General features: G+C 38.4%; 16 protein-coding genes. 3 read left to right on the top strand and 13 right to left on the bottom strand.

What is annotated here, in order from left to right:
- Nucleotides 1–138 precede the first annotated feature (138 nt).
- Nucleotides 139–1,467, bottom strand: coding sequence for a dihydroorotase (locus PVV69_RS03500; protein ID WP_273720541.1), 1,329 nt, complete (start codon nt 1,465–1,467; stop codon nt 139–141).
- Nucleotides 1,468–1,531: 64 nt separating this feature from the next.
- Here PVV69_RS03500 and PVV69_RS03495 point away from each other — a divergent pair, with 64 nt between their 5' ends.
- Together PVV69_RS03495 and PVV69_RS03490 are read left to right on the top strand one after the other, a co-directional pair.
- Nucleotides 1,532–2,398: a folate-binding protein YgfZ gene (locus tag PVV69_RS03495; RefSeq protein WP_273756463.1), complete on the top strand. Its 867-nt coding sequence runs from the start codon at nt 1,532–1,534 to the stop codon at nt 2,396–2,398.
- The gene (locus tag PVV69_RS03490) at nt 2,398–3,018 is read left to right on the top strand and encodes an HD family hydrolase (RefSeq protein WP_273756462.1); all 621 of its coding nucleotides are present in this window, start codon (nt 2,398–2,400) and stop codon (nt 3,016–3,018) included. Before PVV69_RS03495 ends, PVV69_RS03490 begins: the two co-directional genes overlap by 1 nt.
- Before the next feature lie 1,176 nt (nt 3,019–4,194).
- On the opposite strand, the gene panB is transcribed toward PVV69_RS03490, so the two are convergent.
- The 11 genes from panB to rpoZ all read right to left on the bottom strand — a co-directional run bounded on the left by panB (nt 4,195) and on the right by rpoZ (nt 13,574).
- A complete protein-coding gene (gene panB, locus PVV69_RS03485) occupies nt 4,195–5,013 on the bottom strand; it encodes a 3-methyl-2-oxobutanoate hydroxymethyltransferase (RefSeq protein WP_273756461.1) in 819 nt (272 codons plus the stop codon).
- Nucleotides 5,010–5,870: a pantoate--beta-alanine ligase gene (gene panC, locus PVV69_RS03480; protein ID WP_404978365.1), complete on the bottom strand. Its 861-nt coding sequence runs from the start codon at nt 5,868–5,870 to the stop codon at nt 5,010–5,012. Before panC ends, panB begins: the two co-directional genes overlap by 4 nt.
- A 27-nt stretch (nt 5,871–5,897) precedes the next feature.
- A complete protein-coding gene (recO, locus tag PVV69_RS03475; protein WP_273756459.1) occupies nt 5,898–6,644 on the bottom strand; it encodes a DNA repair protein RecO in 747 nt (248 codons plus the stop codon).
- Between the two features lies 1 nt (nt 6,645).
- Nucleotides 6,646–7,551 (bottom strand): GTPase Era, encoded by a 906-nt coding sequence (gene era / locus PVV69_RS03470; protein WP_273720529.1) that lies wholly within the window; start codon nt 7,549–7,551, stop codon nt 6,646–6,648.
- Nucleotides 7,544–8,251 (bottom strand): ribonuclease III, encoded by a 708-nt coding sequence (gene rnc, locus PVV69_RS03465; RefSeq protein ID WP_273756458.1) that lies wholly within the window; start codon nt 8,249–8,251, stop codon nt 7,544–7,546. Before rnc ends, era begins: the two co-directional genes overlap by 8 nt.
- The gene (gene lepB, locus PVV69_RS03460; protein WP_273756457.1) at nt 8,232–9,044 is read right to left on the bottom strand and encodes a signal peptidase I; all 813 of its coding nucleotides are present in this window, start codon (nt 9,042–9,044) and stop codon (nt 8,232–8,234) included. Before lepB ends, rnc begins: the two co-directional genes overlap by 20 nt.
- Nucleotides 9,045–9,125: 81 nt before the next feature.
- Complete coding sequence (acpS, locus tag PVV69_RS03455; protein WP_273720524.1) at nt 9,126–9,527, bottom strand: holo-ACP synthase; 402 nt, start codon at nt 9,525–9,527, stop codon at nt 9,126–9,128.
- Nucleotides 9,524–10,126 carry a DUF2062 domain-containing protein gene (locus PVV69_RS03450; protein ID WP_273756456.1) on the bottom strand — a complete coding sequence of 201 codons (603 nt, stop codon included), beginning with the start codon at nt 10,124–10,126 and terminating at the stop codon, nt 9,524–9,526. The genes acpS and PVV69_RS03450 overlap by 4 nt, the downstream gene beginning before the upstream one ends.
- Nucleotides 10,127–10,222: 96 nt before the next feature.
- Nucleotides 10,223–10,801: an orotate phosphoribosyltransferase gene (gene pyrE, locus PVV69_RS03445; RefSeq protein ID WP_273720521.1), complete on the bottom strand. Its 579-nt coding sequence runs from the start codon at nt 10,799–10,801 to the stop codon at nt 10,223–10,225.
- 17 nt (nt 10,802–10,818) lie between these two features.
- Entirely contained in the window at nt 10,819–13,044 is a 2,226-nt protein-coding gene (locus PVV69_RS03440) for a bifunctional (p)ppGpp synthetase/guanosine-3',5'-bis(diphosphate) 3'-pyrophosphohydrolase (RefSeq protein WP_273720519.1), read from the bottom strand.
- A 131-nt stretch (nt 13,045–13,175) separates the two neighbouring features.
- The gene (gene rpoZ / locus PVV69_RS03435; RefSeq protein ID WP_273756455.1) at nt 13,176–13,574 is read right to left on the bottom strand and encodes a DNA-directed RNA polymerase subunit omega; all 399 of its coding nucleotides are present in this window, start codon (nt 13,572–13,574) and stop codon (nt 13,176–13,178) included.
- A 583-nt stretch (nt 13,575–14,157) separates the two neighbouring features.
- Between rpoZ and PVV69_RS03430 the strand changes: the two genes are divergently transcribed.
- Nucleotides 14,158–14,826 carry a uracil-DNA glycosylase gene (locus tag PVV69_RS03430; protein WP_273720517.1) on the top strand — a complete coding sequence of 223 codons (669 nt, stop codon included), beginning with the start codon at nt 14,158–14,160 and terminating at the stop codon, nt 14,824–14,826.
- A 44-nt stretch (nt 14,827–14,870) separates the two neighbouring features.
- Here PVV69_RS03430 and smpB read toward each other — a convergent pair whose 3' ends face one another.
- A complete protein-coding gene (gene smpB / locus PVV69_RS03425; RefSeq protein ID WP_273720516.1) occupies nt 14,871–15,347 on the bottom strand; it encodes an SsrA-binding protein SmpB in 477 nt (158 codons plus the stop codon).
- Between the last annotated feature and the right edge of the window lie 5 nt (nt 15,348–15,352).

The raw sequence follows: 15,352 nt of genomic DNA, 5'->3' as shown, positions 1-15,352 counted from the left end.
CATAAACCTGCTTTATATAAATATCGTCATTTTTAAAGAATGCCCCCTCCATACGCTCTTATCTTCGTCCAATAAAATTACCACGTGCGCCCTTTATGCAAATAAAGTTATTTCATAAAAAGCACCAATTTTATTTGGTCACACCAAAGTTTCTACAAATTTAATAGGTTCGCCTTGCGAAGGTGTAACAATTTCTCCTTCCCACATAACACGCATACCACGAATAATGGTCCCAACAGGCCAGCCTTTAACCTTTTTACCATCATAAGGCGTCCAACCTGCACGTGAACCAATCAATGCATTGGTCATTATTTCTTCCCGCTTAAGATCAATAATGGTTAAGTCAGCGTCATATCCAACAGCAATACGTCCTTTACAGCTTATACCAAAAATGCGGCTAGGACCATGCGAGGTGAGATCAACAAAACGTTCAAGAGATATCTTTCCTGCATTGACATGTGTTAACATAATTGCTGCTGTTGTTTGCACACCTGTCATGCCGGAAGGGGAAGCTGGGTAAGGCTGCTGTTTTTCTTTAAGGGTATGAGGAGCGTGATCAGAACCTAACACATCAACAATACCTTGCTGAACACCATACCAAAGAGCTTCACTGTGTCGGCTCTCACGGATCGGTGGATTCATTTGAATTAATGTACCACAGCGTTGATAATCATTTGACGTTAACGTCAAATGATGCTGCGTAACTTCAATTGTTGCCACATCCTTATGTTTTTTTAGAAAATCAATTTCTTCAGCAGTAGAAAGATGTAAAATATGAATACGTGACTTCGTTTCATGCGCAATTGTTACTAAACGCTGTGTACATTTTAATGCTGCAATCTCATCACGCCAAATCGGATGCGATGATGCATCCCCTTCAATACGCAACATTTTGCGTTCTCTAAGCCTTTGTTCATCTTCAGAATGAAAAGCCGCACGACGGCGTGTATTTTCCAAAATAAGACGCACACTTTCATCATCATCTACCAAAAGATCGCCTGTTGAAGAACCCATGAACACTTTAATTCCAGCAGCACCAGGCAGTCTTTCTAACTCAGCTAATTGATGTGCATTTTCACGCGTTCCTCCAACCCAAAATGCAAAATCACAATGCATCCGGTGAAATCCACGTTTTACTTTATCAGACAATGCTTCTTCCGATGTGGTTAATGGATTGGTATTAGGCATTTCAAATACTGATGTAACACCTCCTAACACCGCAGAATAGGAGCCACTTTCTAAATCCTCTTTATGTTCATTACCAGGCTCGCGAAAATGAACTTGGCTATCAATAATCCCCGGCAAAATATGGAGTCCTGTACAATCAATGACTTCCCCAGCAGATGCACATGTAAGATCACCAATTTCAGCAATGCGGCCATTTGTAATACCAATATCACGCTTACCACTTCCATCATGATTTACAATTGTTGCACCTTTTAAAATTATATCAAATGTTTTAAACATAGCCGTGCTCCTTACATATCCTTTCTTTATCGATTAGGTAACTTTGGCTAGAAAGGCAAGAACCATGATTGAAAAACAAAATGCCATTCTCTTAAAAAAACGTAAGATTATTGAAATTACGGGTGAAGAAGCAACAGATTTTCTGCAGGTTCTTATCACAACAGATGTGACAAAAATCGGCTCTCAAGAAATTTTCCCTGGAGCTCTTTTATCACCACAAGGAAAAGTTATTGCTGATTTTCTTATCGGAAAAAGAGAAGACGGTTATTTCATTGATACCACTTTCTCTTTAGCTGATATTCTCTATAAACGTCTGCTCCTCTATAAACTACATAAAAAAGTGGAAATTATAAAACCATTACAAGAACTTGTTACAGTTTCTTGGGATAATGAATCAAATAGTTTAAATTTTGATTCAAGTTTTATTGATAAACGCTTTCCACAAAAACAAAAAATAATACGGACCTATGGAACAACACCGTTTTTGGTTTCAGAATATCATGATTATTGGAATCAATTGCGTATCCGTTATGCAATCGCAGAAAGTGATAAAGATTATGAAATCGGAAAAGTCTTTCCTCATGATATTAATTATGATCAAATTAATGGACTTTCCTTTAACAAGGGGTGTTATATTGGACAAGAAATTGTTTCGCGAATGCATCACCGTCGCACAATGCGCCGCCGCATTTTAATCGTAAAAAGTCAGCATGAATTAACTCTAGGTTCTAGCGTTAAAGCAGGAGGCAAAGTACTTGGTTCCTTGGGAACATGCGCTGCAAACGAAGCTCTCATTTTAACGCGTATTGACCATGTCAAAGATGCAATGGAGCATAATATCCCATTTACAGTGAACGATGTTCCTGTCACCATAAGCATTGCTGAAAATATGAATTTTACCTTTCCTGAAAACACTGTGGAAACACCTTAATGGCTAAAGCTGAATTATCAAAAAATGGAGAAGCACGTGCTTGGCAGAGAATGCTCTCTGGCCGACGACTTGACATCCTCAATCCTTCACCCTTTGATATTGAAATCGAAGATATTGCTCATGGACTTGCCCGCGTTGCACGTTGGAACGGTCAAACCCAAGGTGATCATGCCTATTCTGTTGCACAACATTCACTTTTGGTAGAACAAATATTTCAAAAGCTTTGTCCTCAATCGCGCAGTAATGAACGTTTGTGTGCTCTTCTACATGACGCGCCAGAATACGTTATCGGTGATATTATTTCGCCCTTTAAAGCTGTCATCGGAAAACAATATGAAACCATCGAAAAACGTATACAAGACGCTATCCATATGCGTTTTTCTCTCCCTATTAATCCTTCTCAAAAGCTCTCAAAAAAAATTAAACAAGCCGACCGTATTGCTGCATTCTACGAAGCTATCACGCTTGCTGGATTTAATACAGAAGAAGCCCTTCGCTATTTTGGTTCTCCGAATCATATTTTATGCGATGATCTCAATTTACAACCCTATTCTACACAACAAATTGAAAGCGCCTTTTTAACACGTTTTAATAATCTTGATATTCAGAAGTCATCATAATTCTCTTTGCCTCATTCATCTTATTGTTTTAGCTGAAAAAAAAATAATGAGCTGGCAGTCTTTTTTACTGAACAGCTTCTTGAATACAACCACTATACGAAGAAATTTTCTCATCCTACCTATTCTTCTTATAGATATTTGATACTTTATAATTTTGGCCTCTTGATAAAGTCGCTTAGAACCAACAAAAGTAGCCATTCTTTAAGTTTCAGCTTTTTGTAATATATTATCCACAAGTCCTTCAAAAAATTGTGTGTTTATGAGGCAATTATAGCCAATTTTGAACATAAATCAGTAATATATGAAAAAATCGATATGTATGACTAAAAATAAATCGCATATTGATTTATCTTCATAAATCATCATTTCTCATATTCAACAATAGCTTCGAGTATAGTAAAATTTTCTTGTCTCAAATCCTCTTATATAAAACCAATGTAAGTTCCTTGCTTGCACATCATAAATGAGAATGGTGTATGGGTACACTTAAAAAAGAAGAAAAATACCTCTTATGAATACTCTTAGATGCAAGGTCTGGCATAATATTAGGAGCTAGAAAATAGTCTGATGATGCTGGCTTTTTCATAAGCATAAAGATGATGGTGCCTCATAGATTTACCGTTATACCATTCATGGGCTATAATCGTGAAATGGGTTTAAGAATATTAAGAAATGTTTCTTTAAAATAAATGTATAAAGGTCAATAGAGTGAGGCTCTATGTTGCGTGAGGAGTATGTCCCATGAGAACGCAATAAATAAAAGCGCGAGACAATGCGTAATCTCGTTATTTGGAAAGATAGACGCTGATTTTACCTTTATGCCTTCATATTTTTTCCAAGTGAGTTTTTTTCCTGTTTTACAGTTTGCCTAAACAGATATATGCACTCACCTTCCAATCTGGCATACAAAACTGGAACTGCGGAGCTTTCATTCTCCTTAAACTCTATTTCAAACATGTGGCTATGCTAAATTTAGATATCGATTTACAAAAACAGCACAAGTTTTATTAACCCAATAACCTCATAAAACGATCAATAGAGTGAACATAGATTGGAAAGATGTATTAGCTTCTATCAATCCTCTGTAAAATAATAAACATAACTTGCTTTGCGTTTGCATAGCTTCACAGACATTTGATAATAAATATTATTATCTTTTTCATATTAAATGGGATTTTATTGCAGTTTATAAACTTCTTTATCCGCTGGAAAAGCACGAGATGTAACATCTTCTGCATAATTCTTGATTGCGGTTTCCATTGCTTGTTCAAGAGCACCATAACGACGCACAAATTTTGGCACATAACTACCATAACCCAACATATCTTCCATAACCAATATTTGTCCATCACACTGATTAGATGCACCAATACCAATTGTTGGAATAGCAAGTTTTTCTGTAAGCTCTGCTGCTAAAGGCTCGACAACTCCTTCTACAACAACAGCAAAAGCACCAGCCTCTTCAATCGCTGCTCCATCAGTTTTAATCTTTTGCCAATCACTCTCGTTGCGCCCTTGCGTCTTAAAACCACCAAAACGATTCACAGCCTGTGGAGTAAGGCCGATATGTCCCATCACTGGAATGCCGCGTTTACATAAAAAATCGATTGTTTTTGCTATATAAACACCACCTTCAAGCTTAACTGCTCCACATCCGGTTTGGGCAAGGATACGCGATGCATTCAAAAAAGCTTGTTCTGGACTTTCTTCATAAGAACCAAAAGGCATATCCACAACGATAAGGGCCTTTTGAGAGCCACGCATAACTGCCTGCCCATGCAAAATCATCATATCTAAACTCACAGGAAGTGTTGTCTCAAACCCATAGACGACCATACCAACGCTATCACCAACCAAAAGCAAATCGCAATAGGGATCAGCAATCCGTGCGGTATAAGCCTGATACGCCGTGAGCGAAACAATCGGTTGTTGCCCTTTTCTTGAACGTATCTCAGCAGAAGTTATACGTTTTATGGTTTTATTATGTATACTCATTTGTCAACCTTCTCTTGCAATATATATTGATCAATAAGCCTCACAGCACCAAAACGAACAGTGAGGAGTAAAACCGCAGGCTTTTCTAGTTTTCCTTTGGCAACACATAATGTTTCCATATCCCGCAAATCTATAGATTCAATAATTGCGCGCGATTCTTGTTGTAAAATATCGCGAACAATTTTGCATAATTTGTTAACCGATCGTTCTCCTTGGTGGTAAAGCTGTTCAGCAGCTTTACCACTTTCAGGAATAATTTTTGCTGCTTTGCGATCTTCTCGTATTAAAAGTTGATTCCGTGAGGAACGAGCTACACCATCTGCTTCGCGTAAAATGGGAACGCCAATAATTTCAATAGGAAAAGCTAAATCCTCAACCATACGTCGAATAATGAAAATCTGTTGAAAATCCTTTTCTCCAAAAAAAGCCTTATCTGGCTGAACAATGTTAAAAAGCTTAGCAACAACACTGGTCACACCACAAAAATGCCCTGGACGTAATTTCCCGATTAATATACCTGATAGTTTTTCCACCTTCACAATTGTATCATTTCCAAGTGGCCACATCTCATCGGTAGAAGGTGCAAAAACATAATCAACACCTGCTTTTTTCAACAAGGCACAATCACCCTGCAAATCTCTTGGATATTGATCAAAATCCTCATGGAGAGCAAATTGCTTGGGATTGACAAAAATAGAAACTACACTTCGATCACACATTGCTCTTGCCTTCTCTACTAATGCAAGGTGACCTTCATGTAATGCTCCCATAGTGGGAACCAAACCAATTGAAGAGCCTAAACGTCGTTCTTTAGCGATATATTGACGCATTTCAGTAATTGTTGTTAAGATTTGCATCCTCATATTCTCTTTATATTGATTCAATTAACAAATTAATGCTTGCGTATGAAACCGACGTTCAAACAATTGTATCAAATTCATACGCACCGACGGCTGTTTCACAGCTCGTGGTTCCCAAACATGACGCATTAAAAAAAAGCCCGTTAGAATAAAACCATTTATTATGTCACTAAAATCTACCGGACGAGTCGTTCTTTGTACAAGAAATTGGGGAAGAATGAGAAGTTTTTCTCTCCAAGGGTGCCCTGCTTGCTCACAAACAGCTCGTCCAGATTTTGGTGATACATAACAGAGCTTTTCTAGACTTCCTGTTGCAGCACAACGAGATAAATCAAGACCAAAGCCAAGCTCCTCAAGAAGACGCATTTCAAAATGTACAAGCAATTCTGCAATGATAGATGATTCCTCAAAATTTTGCATAAAAAGATGTAAAAGATCATATAAGCTGGGATGTGGATCACGCTCAGGAAGAAGACGCAAATGAAACGCCATCAACTGCAAAGCATAAAGTGCTTCTGGTAAAACTATTAATCGTGCCGCATGTAAGTCAAGCGCTTCAAGTCGGAAAAGTCCCAAATGTTCATCTAAACGTGCCCACCATTCAGCCTCAACAAAATTCCCAGGTTGAAGTACAGCTGCCATACGACGCGAACGTCCACCTTTTACCACCCCCATATAACGGCCATGCTGACGTGTCATAATTTCAAGGATAACACTTGTCTCACCATATTGGCGTGTGCCAAGTATAATGGCTTGTTCTTTCCATTTCATTTTATTTTAGAAAATCCAATCCCATTTCACGATAACGTTCTGGATCGCTGTCCCAATTATCACGCACTTTCACAAAGAGAAAAAGGTGAACTTTTTGATCCATGATTTCCATTAATTCCTTACGTGCTGCTTGACCAATTGCTTTAATTGTATCGCCTTTTGCTCCTAAAACAATTTTTTTCTGACTATCACGCTCTACATAGATGACTTGATTAATTTTAACGGAACCATCTGAACGTTCCTCCCAGTTTTCTGTTTCAACTGTTGAAGAATATGGAAGTTCATCATGAAGGCGAAGAAAAAGCTTTTCGCGCGTTATTTCAGCAGCAAGATGGCGCATGGGCATATCTGAAATTTGATCCTCTGGATAATACCATGGCCCCTCCTGCATCATGTTACTCAACGCGTGAAGCAAGTCCTTGCAACCAGAACCATTGAGAGCAGAAATCATAAATGTTTGCAAAAATGCAACACGCTCATTAATTTTGGCAGTTAACGATAAAAGAGATTCTTTAGCAACTGTATCAATTTTATTAAGGACGAGGATTTTATCCTGTTTAATGTCTTTTATAATATCTAACATTGTATAAACATCATCTGATAGACCATTTTGAACATCAATCAAAACTAAAAGAACATCAGCACTTTTAACACTTCCCCACGCAGTCGATACCATCGCACGTTCTAATGGTTTGTGAGGACGAAAAACACCTGGTGTGTCAACCAAAACAATTTGCGTATTCTCATGAATGACAATACCACGGACCAAAGCCCGTGTTGTTTGTACCTTATGAGTTACAATTGAAACCTTTGTCCCAACTAATTGATTTACTAATGTCGATTTGCCAGCATTAGGCATCCCAATAAGTACCACAAAACCAGAACGCGTTTTCATAGCGTCACCCATGATCATTTTTTCCTATTGTTTTCCATACACCTTCACGGCGTAAAATCTTCTCCGCTGCCATTCTTTCGGCATATCTCTTAGAACTACCCTGCCCAATTTCTGGAGCAAAACCAGCAACATTTACCTCTACCATAAAAACAGGATCATGATCTGGACCCGAACGTTTGATAATTTGATAATGTGGTTGTGCATTGCCCTGCATATGAGCCCATTCCTGTAACTCTGTCTTGGCATCACGTCGACCAGCATTCATCTGTTTTGCCCGACTTTGCCAATATCTTTGAATAAAAGGGCGAACGCTCTCCAATCCTCCATCTAGGTACATCACAGCAATCAAAGCTTCTACCACATCAGCATGCATATTGATGAGTCGACGCCCCTCGAAGTTTCTCATCTCGAAACCCACGTGAATCATTTCAGGCAAACCCATTTCTCGTGCAATATCGGCACATGTATGTGCATTCACCAAACCGTTTAAACGTACCGATAATTCACCTTCACTTGCCTGTGGGAAAAATTGATACAGCATTTCTGCAATCAAAAGCCCCAGAACCCTATCCCCTAGAAATTCCAGCCGCTCATAATTTCCCTGTTCCGAATCTTGGACACTAGAATGTGTTAATGCTCTTTTTAATCTCTCTTCATCTCTAAAGCGATGCCCCGTCAGCTTCTCCAGCTGATCAATCATTGGACGCTTCATTATTGATTCCTTGCTGTACAAGCGGTAAATCACGAACCTTATTGATAAAAGAAAATAAACGATTCCAACGTATATCAAATGGCCAACGCCAAATCTGCCAAGCACTTGAACCATTCCTGATAGAGAAAAAAATCACACTTGCTCGCCCAATAAGATTCTCCTCTGGCACATAGCCCACATCTAAACGACTATCGTCGGAATTATCACGGTTATCACCCATCATAAAATAATGCCTCTGTGGCACTTCAAAAACTTTCGTGTCATCAACTTGCGGAATAAAAGCTAAATCAAGTGTATCGTAGCTGACACCATTCGATAGTGTCTCACGATAGACGTCAACAGGGTGATTCACCTCTGTTATATCAGAATTATCAATCTTCCCCATAAAACGACGAGAAACAGCCTCATCATTAATATAAAGAACACCTTGACGAACTTGTACACGATCACCTGGTAGTCCAACAACACGTTTTATATAATCAATATTCGGATTACTCGGTAAACGAAAAACCACAACATCCCCACGCTGAGGCTGAGAGGACCAAATACGCCCCGAGAAAAGAGGGGGAGAAAAAGGTATGGAAAAATGAGAATATCCATATGCATATTTAGAAACAAATAGATAATCTCCCACAAGCAACGTAGGACGCATGGAACCGGAAGGAATACTGAAAGGCTGAAAAAAAAGTGTCCGAATAAGCGCTGCTAAAAACAGAGCCTGTATCAAAACCCAAATAAATTCAAGAAGCCCGCCTTTTTCTTCCTTTGTATACATTTTCTCTTTCTGGATCATTACAGATCACCTTCCCATCACAAATATAATTCATTCTCTATCATAATGTTCAAATAAAAAAAGCACAATCTCTCATACTATCTATCCACGCGGAAGTGCTTCGATAATAACAAATGCCTGAGCCCAAGGAAAATCATCTGTTATACTTAGATGAATGACAGCTTCATAAGAAGGAGGCAATAATTTTTGTAATTGCAGTTGCGCACGATCCGTTAATTTCATAATCGGTTTGCCGGATGGCAAATTAATAACCCCCATATCTTTCCACCCCACACCACAAGCGATTCCCGTCCCTAAAGCCTTAGCACATGCTTCTTTGGCCGCAAATCTTTTGGCGTAAGAAGAAGATCTTTTTTGAAGATTTTCAGATCTGATCTGTTCAATGTCGGTAAAAATACGTTGAACAAAACGATCACCATAACGGATCAACATTTTCTCAATGCGTCTTATATCAACCAGATCATTTCCAAGACCAATGATCATAAAAGATTACTCGACTTTTTTTTGCTATAAATGCTTTTTTTGATAATTTTTTTGTATCGCTTTTGTTGAAAGCGGGCAATGGCTCTATAAACACCTATATAAGATAAGCTGCTAAAAATAACACCTAAAAGAGTACCACCTAAAATCATCGGTCTCATGATTGAAACCCATGCCCCCTTGAAAAGCAAAGATACATTTGACAGTGTCAAACCATCAAACAGAGCGCGAATTTGCGAAAGAGAAATCTCATCTACATTGCTAAAAAATGATAAACAGAAATAGCCTATCTTATAATCGGCCATAACAATAAGCAAAAATGTAAGGGGATTAGAAAAAACCGTTCCAGTGATTGCTGCTGCAAAATTTGCCCGTAAAACCCAAGAAAAAAATATTGCTAAAACAATATGCATACCAAAGAGAGGCGAACAAGCTAAAAAAATCCCTATAGCAAATCCTAAGGCAACCTTATGTGGCGTTGCTGATATACGCAAAATACGTTTACGTATGTAGCTAAATGAGCGAGAAAATGAACGACGTGGCCATAACCAAAGTCGAATACGCTTTATAAAATCTATTGGTTCTCGACGACGAAAAAGCATATGATTCTCAATATACATCCTATGACAATGAAACAATTTGTACAATTCAAACGGATTTCTTTTAGTTTTTTTGCCTAAAAAACAATAGAAAGACAATTAAATATTCCGACTTCCTGGTTTGATCGCTGGGAGTGCTGCAAGTTCAGCAGGAAGCGCATCATGAGCGTAAGAAGCTATCTCATATTCAGCAAGTGCAATCAAGGGAACTCCAACATCAACTTTACCACCAGAACGATCAAGAATACACGCACTCGCCAAAACATCTGCTCCCGCAGCAACCAAAGCCTCAACCGTTTCACAAATAGAGAGACCCGTTGTAACAATATCTTCAACAATCACAACCCGTGCTCCCTTTTTTATTTCAAAACGACGCAACTCAAATACGCCATTTACACGCTCTACCCATAGAGAAGGAATACCAAGATGGCGTGAAGTCTCATAGGAGGGAATAAGACCACCAATCGCAGGACCAACAACATAATCAATATGCCCCTCAATCGATTCTCTGATTTTTGCGGCCAATCCACGACATAACTTCTCTGTCAAATCAGCATGCATAAATACTTTTGCCTTCTGCATATAAATAGCACTATGACGGCCTGAAGTTAAAATAAAATGTCCTTCCAAAATAGCATCTGCTTGTTTAAAAATAGTAATCACATCTTGTGTATTCATCGCAAAATCTCTCTTTTTCATCCATGAACCCGCCGTACTGCACTCACTGAACCTGCCTCTTTTAACTGAGAAAAAATACGATTCAAATGTTTTAAATCCCAAACTTCCAGATCCATCATAATTTCTGTGAAATCTGGTGCTGTATGAATAAGAGATAAATTTTGAATATTGGCATCATTAGCAGAAATTACTTGGGTAATTTCTGCTAATGAACCAGGGCTATTAACAGCCAAAATATTAATTCGAGCTGGAAAACGTTCACTCATTTGGGCATCAATATCCCAGCGAACATCAATCCATCGTTCTGGCTGATCATCATAGGCCATCAAAGCCGAAGACTGTATTGGATAAATGACAATCCCCGCCCCTGGTTGCATAATGCCAACAATCCGATCTCCTGGAACAGCTCCTTCAGGAGAAAAACGTACAGGAATATCACCACGGGTTCCTCGAATAGGTAATGCCTTAGATTGACGATTTTCTGCAGTTGCATCCTTTTCATTTTCCGGAACCTTAAAAATCATACCTTGAGCGTTTTCAATGTTAAACCAACCTTCTTCCCCAGGCTTAAAAGATGACTTTTGTACGACACGGTGATCTTGATAATCAGGATAAACTGCTTTAAACACATCTGTTGACGGCAACTCACCACGTCCAACAGCAGCCAATACGTCTTCCACATCTTTGCGTGCCAAACGTGGCAAAACTTGTTTAAGAATATCTTTTGAAAATTGTTTTCCCATATACTCAAATGAACGCTCAAGTATACGATATCCCAAACCTGAATATTGCTTCCGTACAGCCGCACGGGTTGCGCGGCGAATGGCTGAGCGTGCTTTGCCAGTTACCACAAGAAATTCCCACGCTGCTGGTGGAATTTGAGCTTGTGAACGTATAATATCAACTTCATCACCATTTTTTAATTTTGTCATTAAAGGCATAATGCGACCATTGATTTTTACCCCAACACAAGAATCACCAATATCAGTATGGACTGCATAAGCAAAATCAATAGGGGTCGCGCCTTTGGGAAAGGCAATCAATCGACCTTTCGGCGTAAAACAAAAAACTTGATCTTGAAAAAGCTCAAGCTTGGTATGTTCTAAAAATTCTTCTGGATTATCTCCATCTGACAAAGATTGAATCGTTTGGCGCAACCAAGCATAGGCATTGGTTTCGTTCGATAACTTCGCAGTTGAATAATTGGAACCATGATCTTTATAAATGGAATGTGCTGCAACGCCATATTCAGCAATTTCATCCATAGCAGCAGTTCTAATCTGTAGTTCAACGCGTTGCCTTGAGGGACCTACAATTGTTGTATGAATAGAACGATAATCATTCTGCTTTGGTATAGAAATATAATCTTTAAAACGACCAGGTACCATGGGCCATGTCGTATGGATAACACCAAGAGCACGATAACAATCATTTACTGTGTCAACAATAACGCGAAAGCCAAAAATATCGGATAATTGTTCAAAAGATAATGCCTTACTTTCCATTTTACGAAAAACGGAATAAGATTTTTTCTGACGGCTTTTAACATCTGCTTTAATGCCATTCTCGAAAAAGAGCTTTGCTAGTTCATTTTCAATCCTAGAAAGCAAATCACGATTACGCTTTGATAATTCAGAAAGTCGATTGGTTATCGTACGATAACCTTCTGGATTCAAATAAAAGAAAGAGAGATCTTCTAACTCTTCGCGCATATCCTGCATACCCATACGACCTGCAAGGGGCGCATAAATATCCATCGTCTCTTCAGCAATACGTCGGCGCTTATCGTCACGCATAACACCAAGGGTACGCATATTATGAAGACGATCAGCAAGTTTTACTAAAAGAACACGGACATCATCAGAAATAGCAATAAGAAGTTTACGCAAATTCTCTGCTTGTACGGCTTTCTTCGATACAAGGTCAAGCTTATTAAGTTTTGTAAGCCCTTCAACCAACTTACCAATTTCAGATCCAAAAAGTTGGTCAATTTCTGCTCGGGTAGCACTTGTATCTTCAATAGTATCATGCAAAAGAGCAACAGCAATTGTTGCTTCATCCAACCGCATATCTGTTAAAATAGTAGCAACTTCTAAAGGATGAGAAAAATAAAGATCACCCGAAGCACGTTTTTGATGACCATGCTTTCGCATTGCATAATCATAGGCTCTCTTTAACAGAGCTTCATCCACGTCAGCCTTGTAACGTTGAACACGCCCAACAAGCTCACACTGACGCATCATACGAGTATATCCTTTATATTTTCACAATTTAATCCTTATTGAATATGAATATTCTGTCAATAAAAGACAAGAAAAATAACCGCTACCGCATGACACAAGTATATTTGCTTTTGTAATACAAACTGCCGCAATTAATAATCGTCACTCTTCTCTGGAACAACCAAACCTTCAATGCCCGCTAGAAGTTCTTCTTCGGACATATGGTCGAATGAACTCCCCTCTTCCTCCATTGAGGCTCCAAAAATACTCTCAGATTCACCCGAATGCGTAATAAACTCACTCGCCATTTCTGGCTCATCCACTTCTACATGCTTTTGCAATGAATGAATAAGATCTTCTTTCAAATCGGCAGGCGATAATGTCTCGTCTGCTATTTCACGTAAAGCAACCACTGGATTTTTATCATTATCACGATCAACCGTAATTTGTGCACCCTGTGAAATCTGACGTGCCCTATGCCCAGCTAAAAGCACCAGCTCAAAGCGATTATCGACTTTATCAACACAATCTTCTACTGTTACGCGGGCCATTTATGCTTCTTTCTTAATATTAAAAAACTTCATAATGTGTATACAGTATATACAATAAACAAAATAAAACACAAGAAAAACAATGCAGGTTTTCATATTTTTTGCTCAAAGAGCTCATTTAAAACTTCTTGAAAGCTTTATAAAAATACACAACCTCTCTAACTTTGTTATAAGTATCATTTTAGAATAAGAAACTTAAAGAATGCTGGTTTCAAACAAAAACTATACTTGTTTGTTCAAATGATTCTCTCCTTTTGGGAGTACATCTTTTAGAATTATACGAGCCATTCAACTTATTAAAAGTCTTTTGCTCTCATGATAGTTGTCTTTACACATCATAATAATGTATTCATTAAAAACTGAACTTTTATTCCATTCGCGTCGTATTTATCCCTCTCTTATTTATCGGATAAATCACTTAAATGATTATGACTCTTTGAAAGCTAGAAGCAAGATTTCATATTCAAGTTTGTTATTAAATCATGCATTTGTATTCATTATAGTTGTTCACAAAGATAAGATCCGTCATATACCTTATAAATAACTCAAAAGAATTTTTATAAAAAGTGATGAATAGCTCCCTATGAATTGTCAATCAACATTGCTGTGCCCAGAACCGCCACAAAATTGCAATTTATGCCCACGCTTGCATAAATTCATCTCTGACTGGCGCATAAAAGAACCAAGCTGGCATAATGCACCGGTGCGTCCATTCTTTCCTTATAAAGGTGCTGCTACAACGCGCCTTCTCATTGTTGGTCTTGCTCCTGGATTACGTGGAGCAAACCGAACTGGACGCCCGTTTACTGGCGATTATGCTGGACATTTGCTTTATTCCACTTTGAAAAAATTTGGTTTTGCCCAAGGAGACTTTGAAGAAAGAGCCGATGACAGTCTTGAATTAATTGATGCAGCAATTGTTAACTCAGTTCGTTGTGTTCCACCAGAAAACAAACCTACTGGTGAAGAAATTAATACGTGCCGATATTTCTTTTCACCTCTTTTAACAAATCTTCCCAAGCTTAAAGCTGTTATCACCCTTGGTACCATTGCACACCACTCAACACTTCGTGCCCTTAATGCAAAAATTCTAGCTCATCCCTTTGGACATGGAGAAATAAACAACATTGGTAGATTGCGCATTTTTTCAAGCTATCATTGTTCACGCTATAATACCAACACTGGTCGCTTAACGGATGCTATGTTCCATCAGGTTTTCGAAGCAGTAAGAACATATCTGGATCAATGCTGAAATCTCTTTCGTCATGCTACAAAAAGAATATACAAACAAATCTGTTATCCATAGCTTTTTAAAAGTCTTGCTTTTTCACGTCCCCAATCCCGTTTTTTCTCTGTCTCGCGTTTATCATGAAGTTTTTTTCCACGTGCCAGAGCAATTTCTAACTTAGCACGTCCTTTTTCATTAAAATAGAGTTTGAGAGGAACAAGTGTCATTCCTTCACGAGAAGTTGCGTTAAAAAAACGTGCCATTTCACGTCTTGAAATTAATAATTTACGCAAACGACGAGGCTCATGATTAAAACGATTAGCTTGCGTATATTCAGGAATATAGCTGTTTACTAACCATAATTCTCCATTTTCAAAGCTCGCATAACTTTCAGCAATATTGGCATGGTTAGAACGCAAAGACTTCACCTCTGCTCCCTGTAATACCAGACCAGCCTCAAGATTATCGAGAATTTCATAATGAAAACGAGCTTTACGATTATCAGCAATTATTTTTCGTACTGGCGCGTTCTTTTTTTTGTTCATGGCTA

This window comes from Bartonella sp. MM73XJBT, from assembly GCF_028618465.1.
Taxonomy (GTDB): Bacteria; Pseudomonadota; Alphaproteobacteria; order Rhizobiales; family Rhizobiaceae; genus Bartonella.
The sequence above is the reverse complement of the archived record's forward strand: the minus strand, read 5'-3'. Positions and strand labels throughout refer to the sequence as shown.

What these genes read in the sequence shown, in the direction of transcription:
- PVV69_RS03500 (WP_273720541.1), bottom strand. Translation starts at nt 1,467, where the DNA reads ATGTTTAAAACATTTGATATAATTTTAAAAGGTGCAACAATTGTAAAT.
- PVV69_RS03495 (WP_273756463.1), top strand. Translation starts at nt 1,532, where the DNA reads ATGATTGAAAAACAAAATGCCATTCTCTTAAAAAAACGTAAGATTATT.
- PVV69_RS03490 (WP_273756462.1), top strand. Translation starts at nt 2,398, where the DNA reads ATGGCTAAAGCTGAATTATCAAAAAATGGAGAAGCACGTGCTTGGCAG.
- panB (WP_273756461.1), bottom strand. Translation starts at nt 5,013, where the DNA reads ATGAGTATACATAATAAAACCATAAAACGTATAACTTCTGCTGAGATA.
- panC (WP_404978365.1), bottom strand. Translation starts at nt 5,870, where the DNA reads ATGCAAATCTTAACAACAATTACTGAAATGCGTCAATATATCGCTAAA.
- recO (WP_273756459.1), bottom strand. Translation starts at nt 6,644, where the DNA reads ATGAAATGGAAAGAACAAGCCATTATACTTGGCACACGCCAATATGGT.
- era (WP_273720529.1), bottom strand. Translation starts at nt 7,551, where the DNA reads ATGGGTGACGCTATGAAAACGCGTTCTGGTTTTGTGGTACTTATTGGG.
- rnc (WP_273756458.1), bottom strand. Translation starts at nt 8,251, where the DNA reads ATGAAGCGTCCAATGATTGATCAGCTGGAGAAGCTGACGGGGCATCGC.
- lepB (WP_273756457.1), bottom strand. Translation starts at nt 9,044, where the DNA reads ATGATCCAGAAAGAGAAAATGTATACAAAGGAAGAAAAAGGCGGGCTT.
- acpS (WP_273720524.1), bottom strand. Translation starts at nt 9,527, where the DNA reads ATGATCATTGGTCTTGGAAATGATCTGGTTGATATAAGACGCATTGAG.
- PVV69_RS03450 (WP_273756456.1), bottom strand. Translation starts at nt 10,126, where the DNA reads ATGCTTTTTCGTCGTCGAGAACCAATAGATTTTATAAAGCGTATTCGA.
- pyrE (WP_273720521.1), bottom strand. Translation starts at nt 10,801, where the DNA reads ATGAATACACAAGATGTGATTACTATTTTTAAACAAGCAGATGCTATT.
- PVV69_RS03440 (WP_273720519.1), bottom strand. Translation starts at nt 13,044, where the DNA reads ATGATGCGTCAGTGTGAGCTTGTTGGGCGTGTTCAACGTTACAAGGCT.
- rpoZ (WP_273756455.1), bottom strand. Translation starts at nt 13,574, where the DNA reads ATGGCCCGCGTAACAGTAGAAGATTGTGTTGATAAAGTCGATAATCGC.
- PVV69_RS03430 (WP_273720517.1), top strand. Translation starts at nt 14,158, where the DNA reads ATGAATTGTCAATCAACATTGCTGTGCCCAGAACCGCCACAAAATTGC.
- smpB (WP_273720516.1), bottom strand. Translation starts at nt 15,347, where the DNA reads ATGAACAAAAAAAAGAACGCGCCAGTACGAAAAATAATTGCTGATAAT.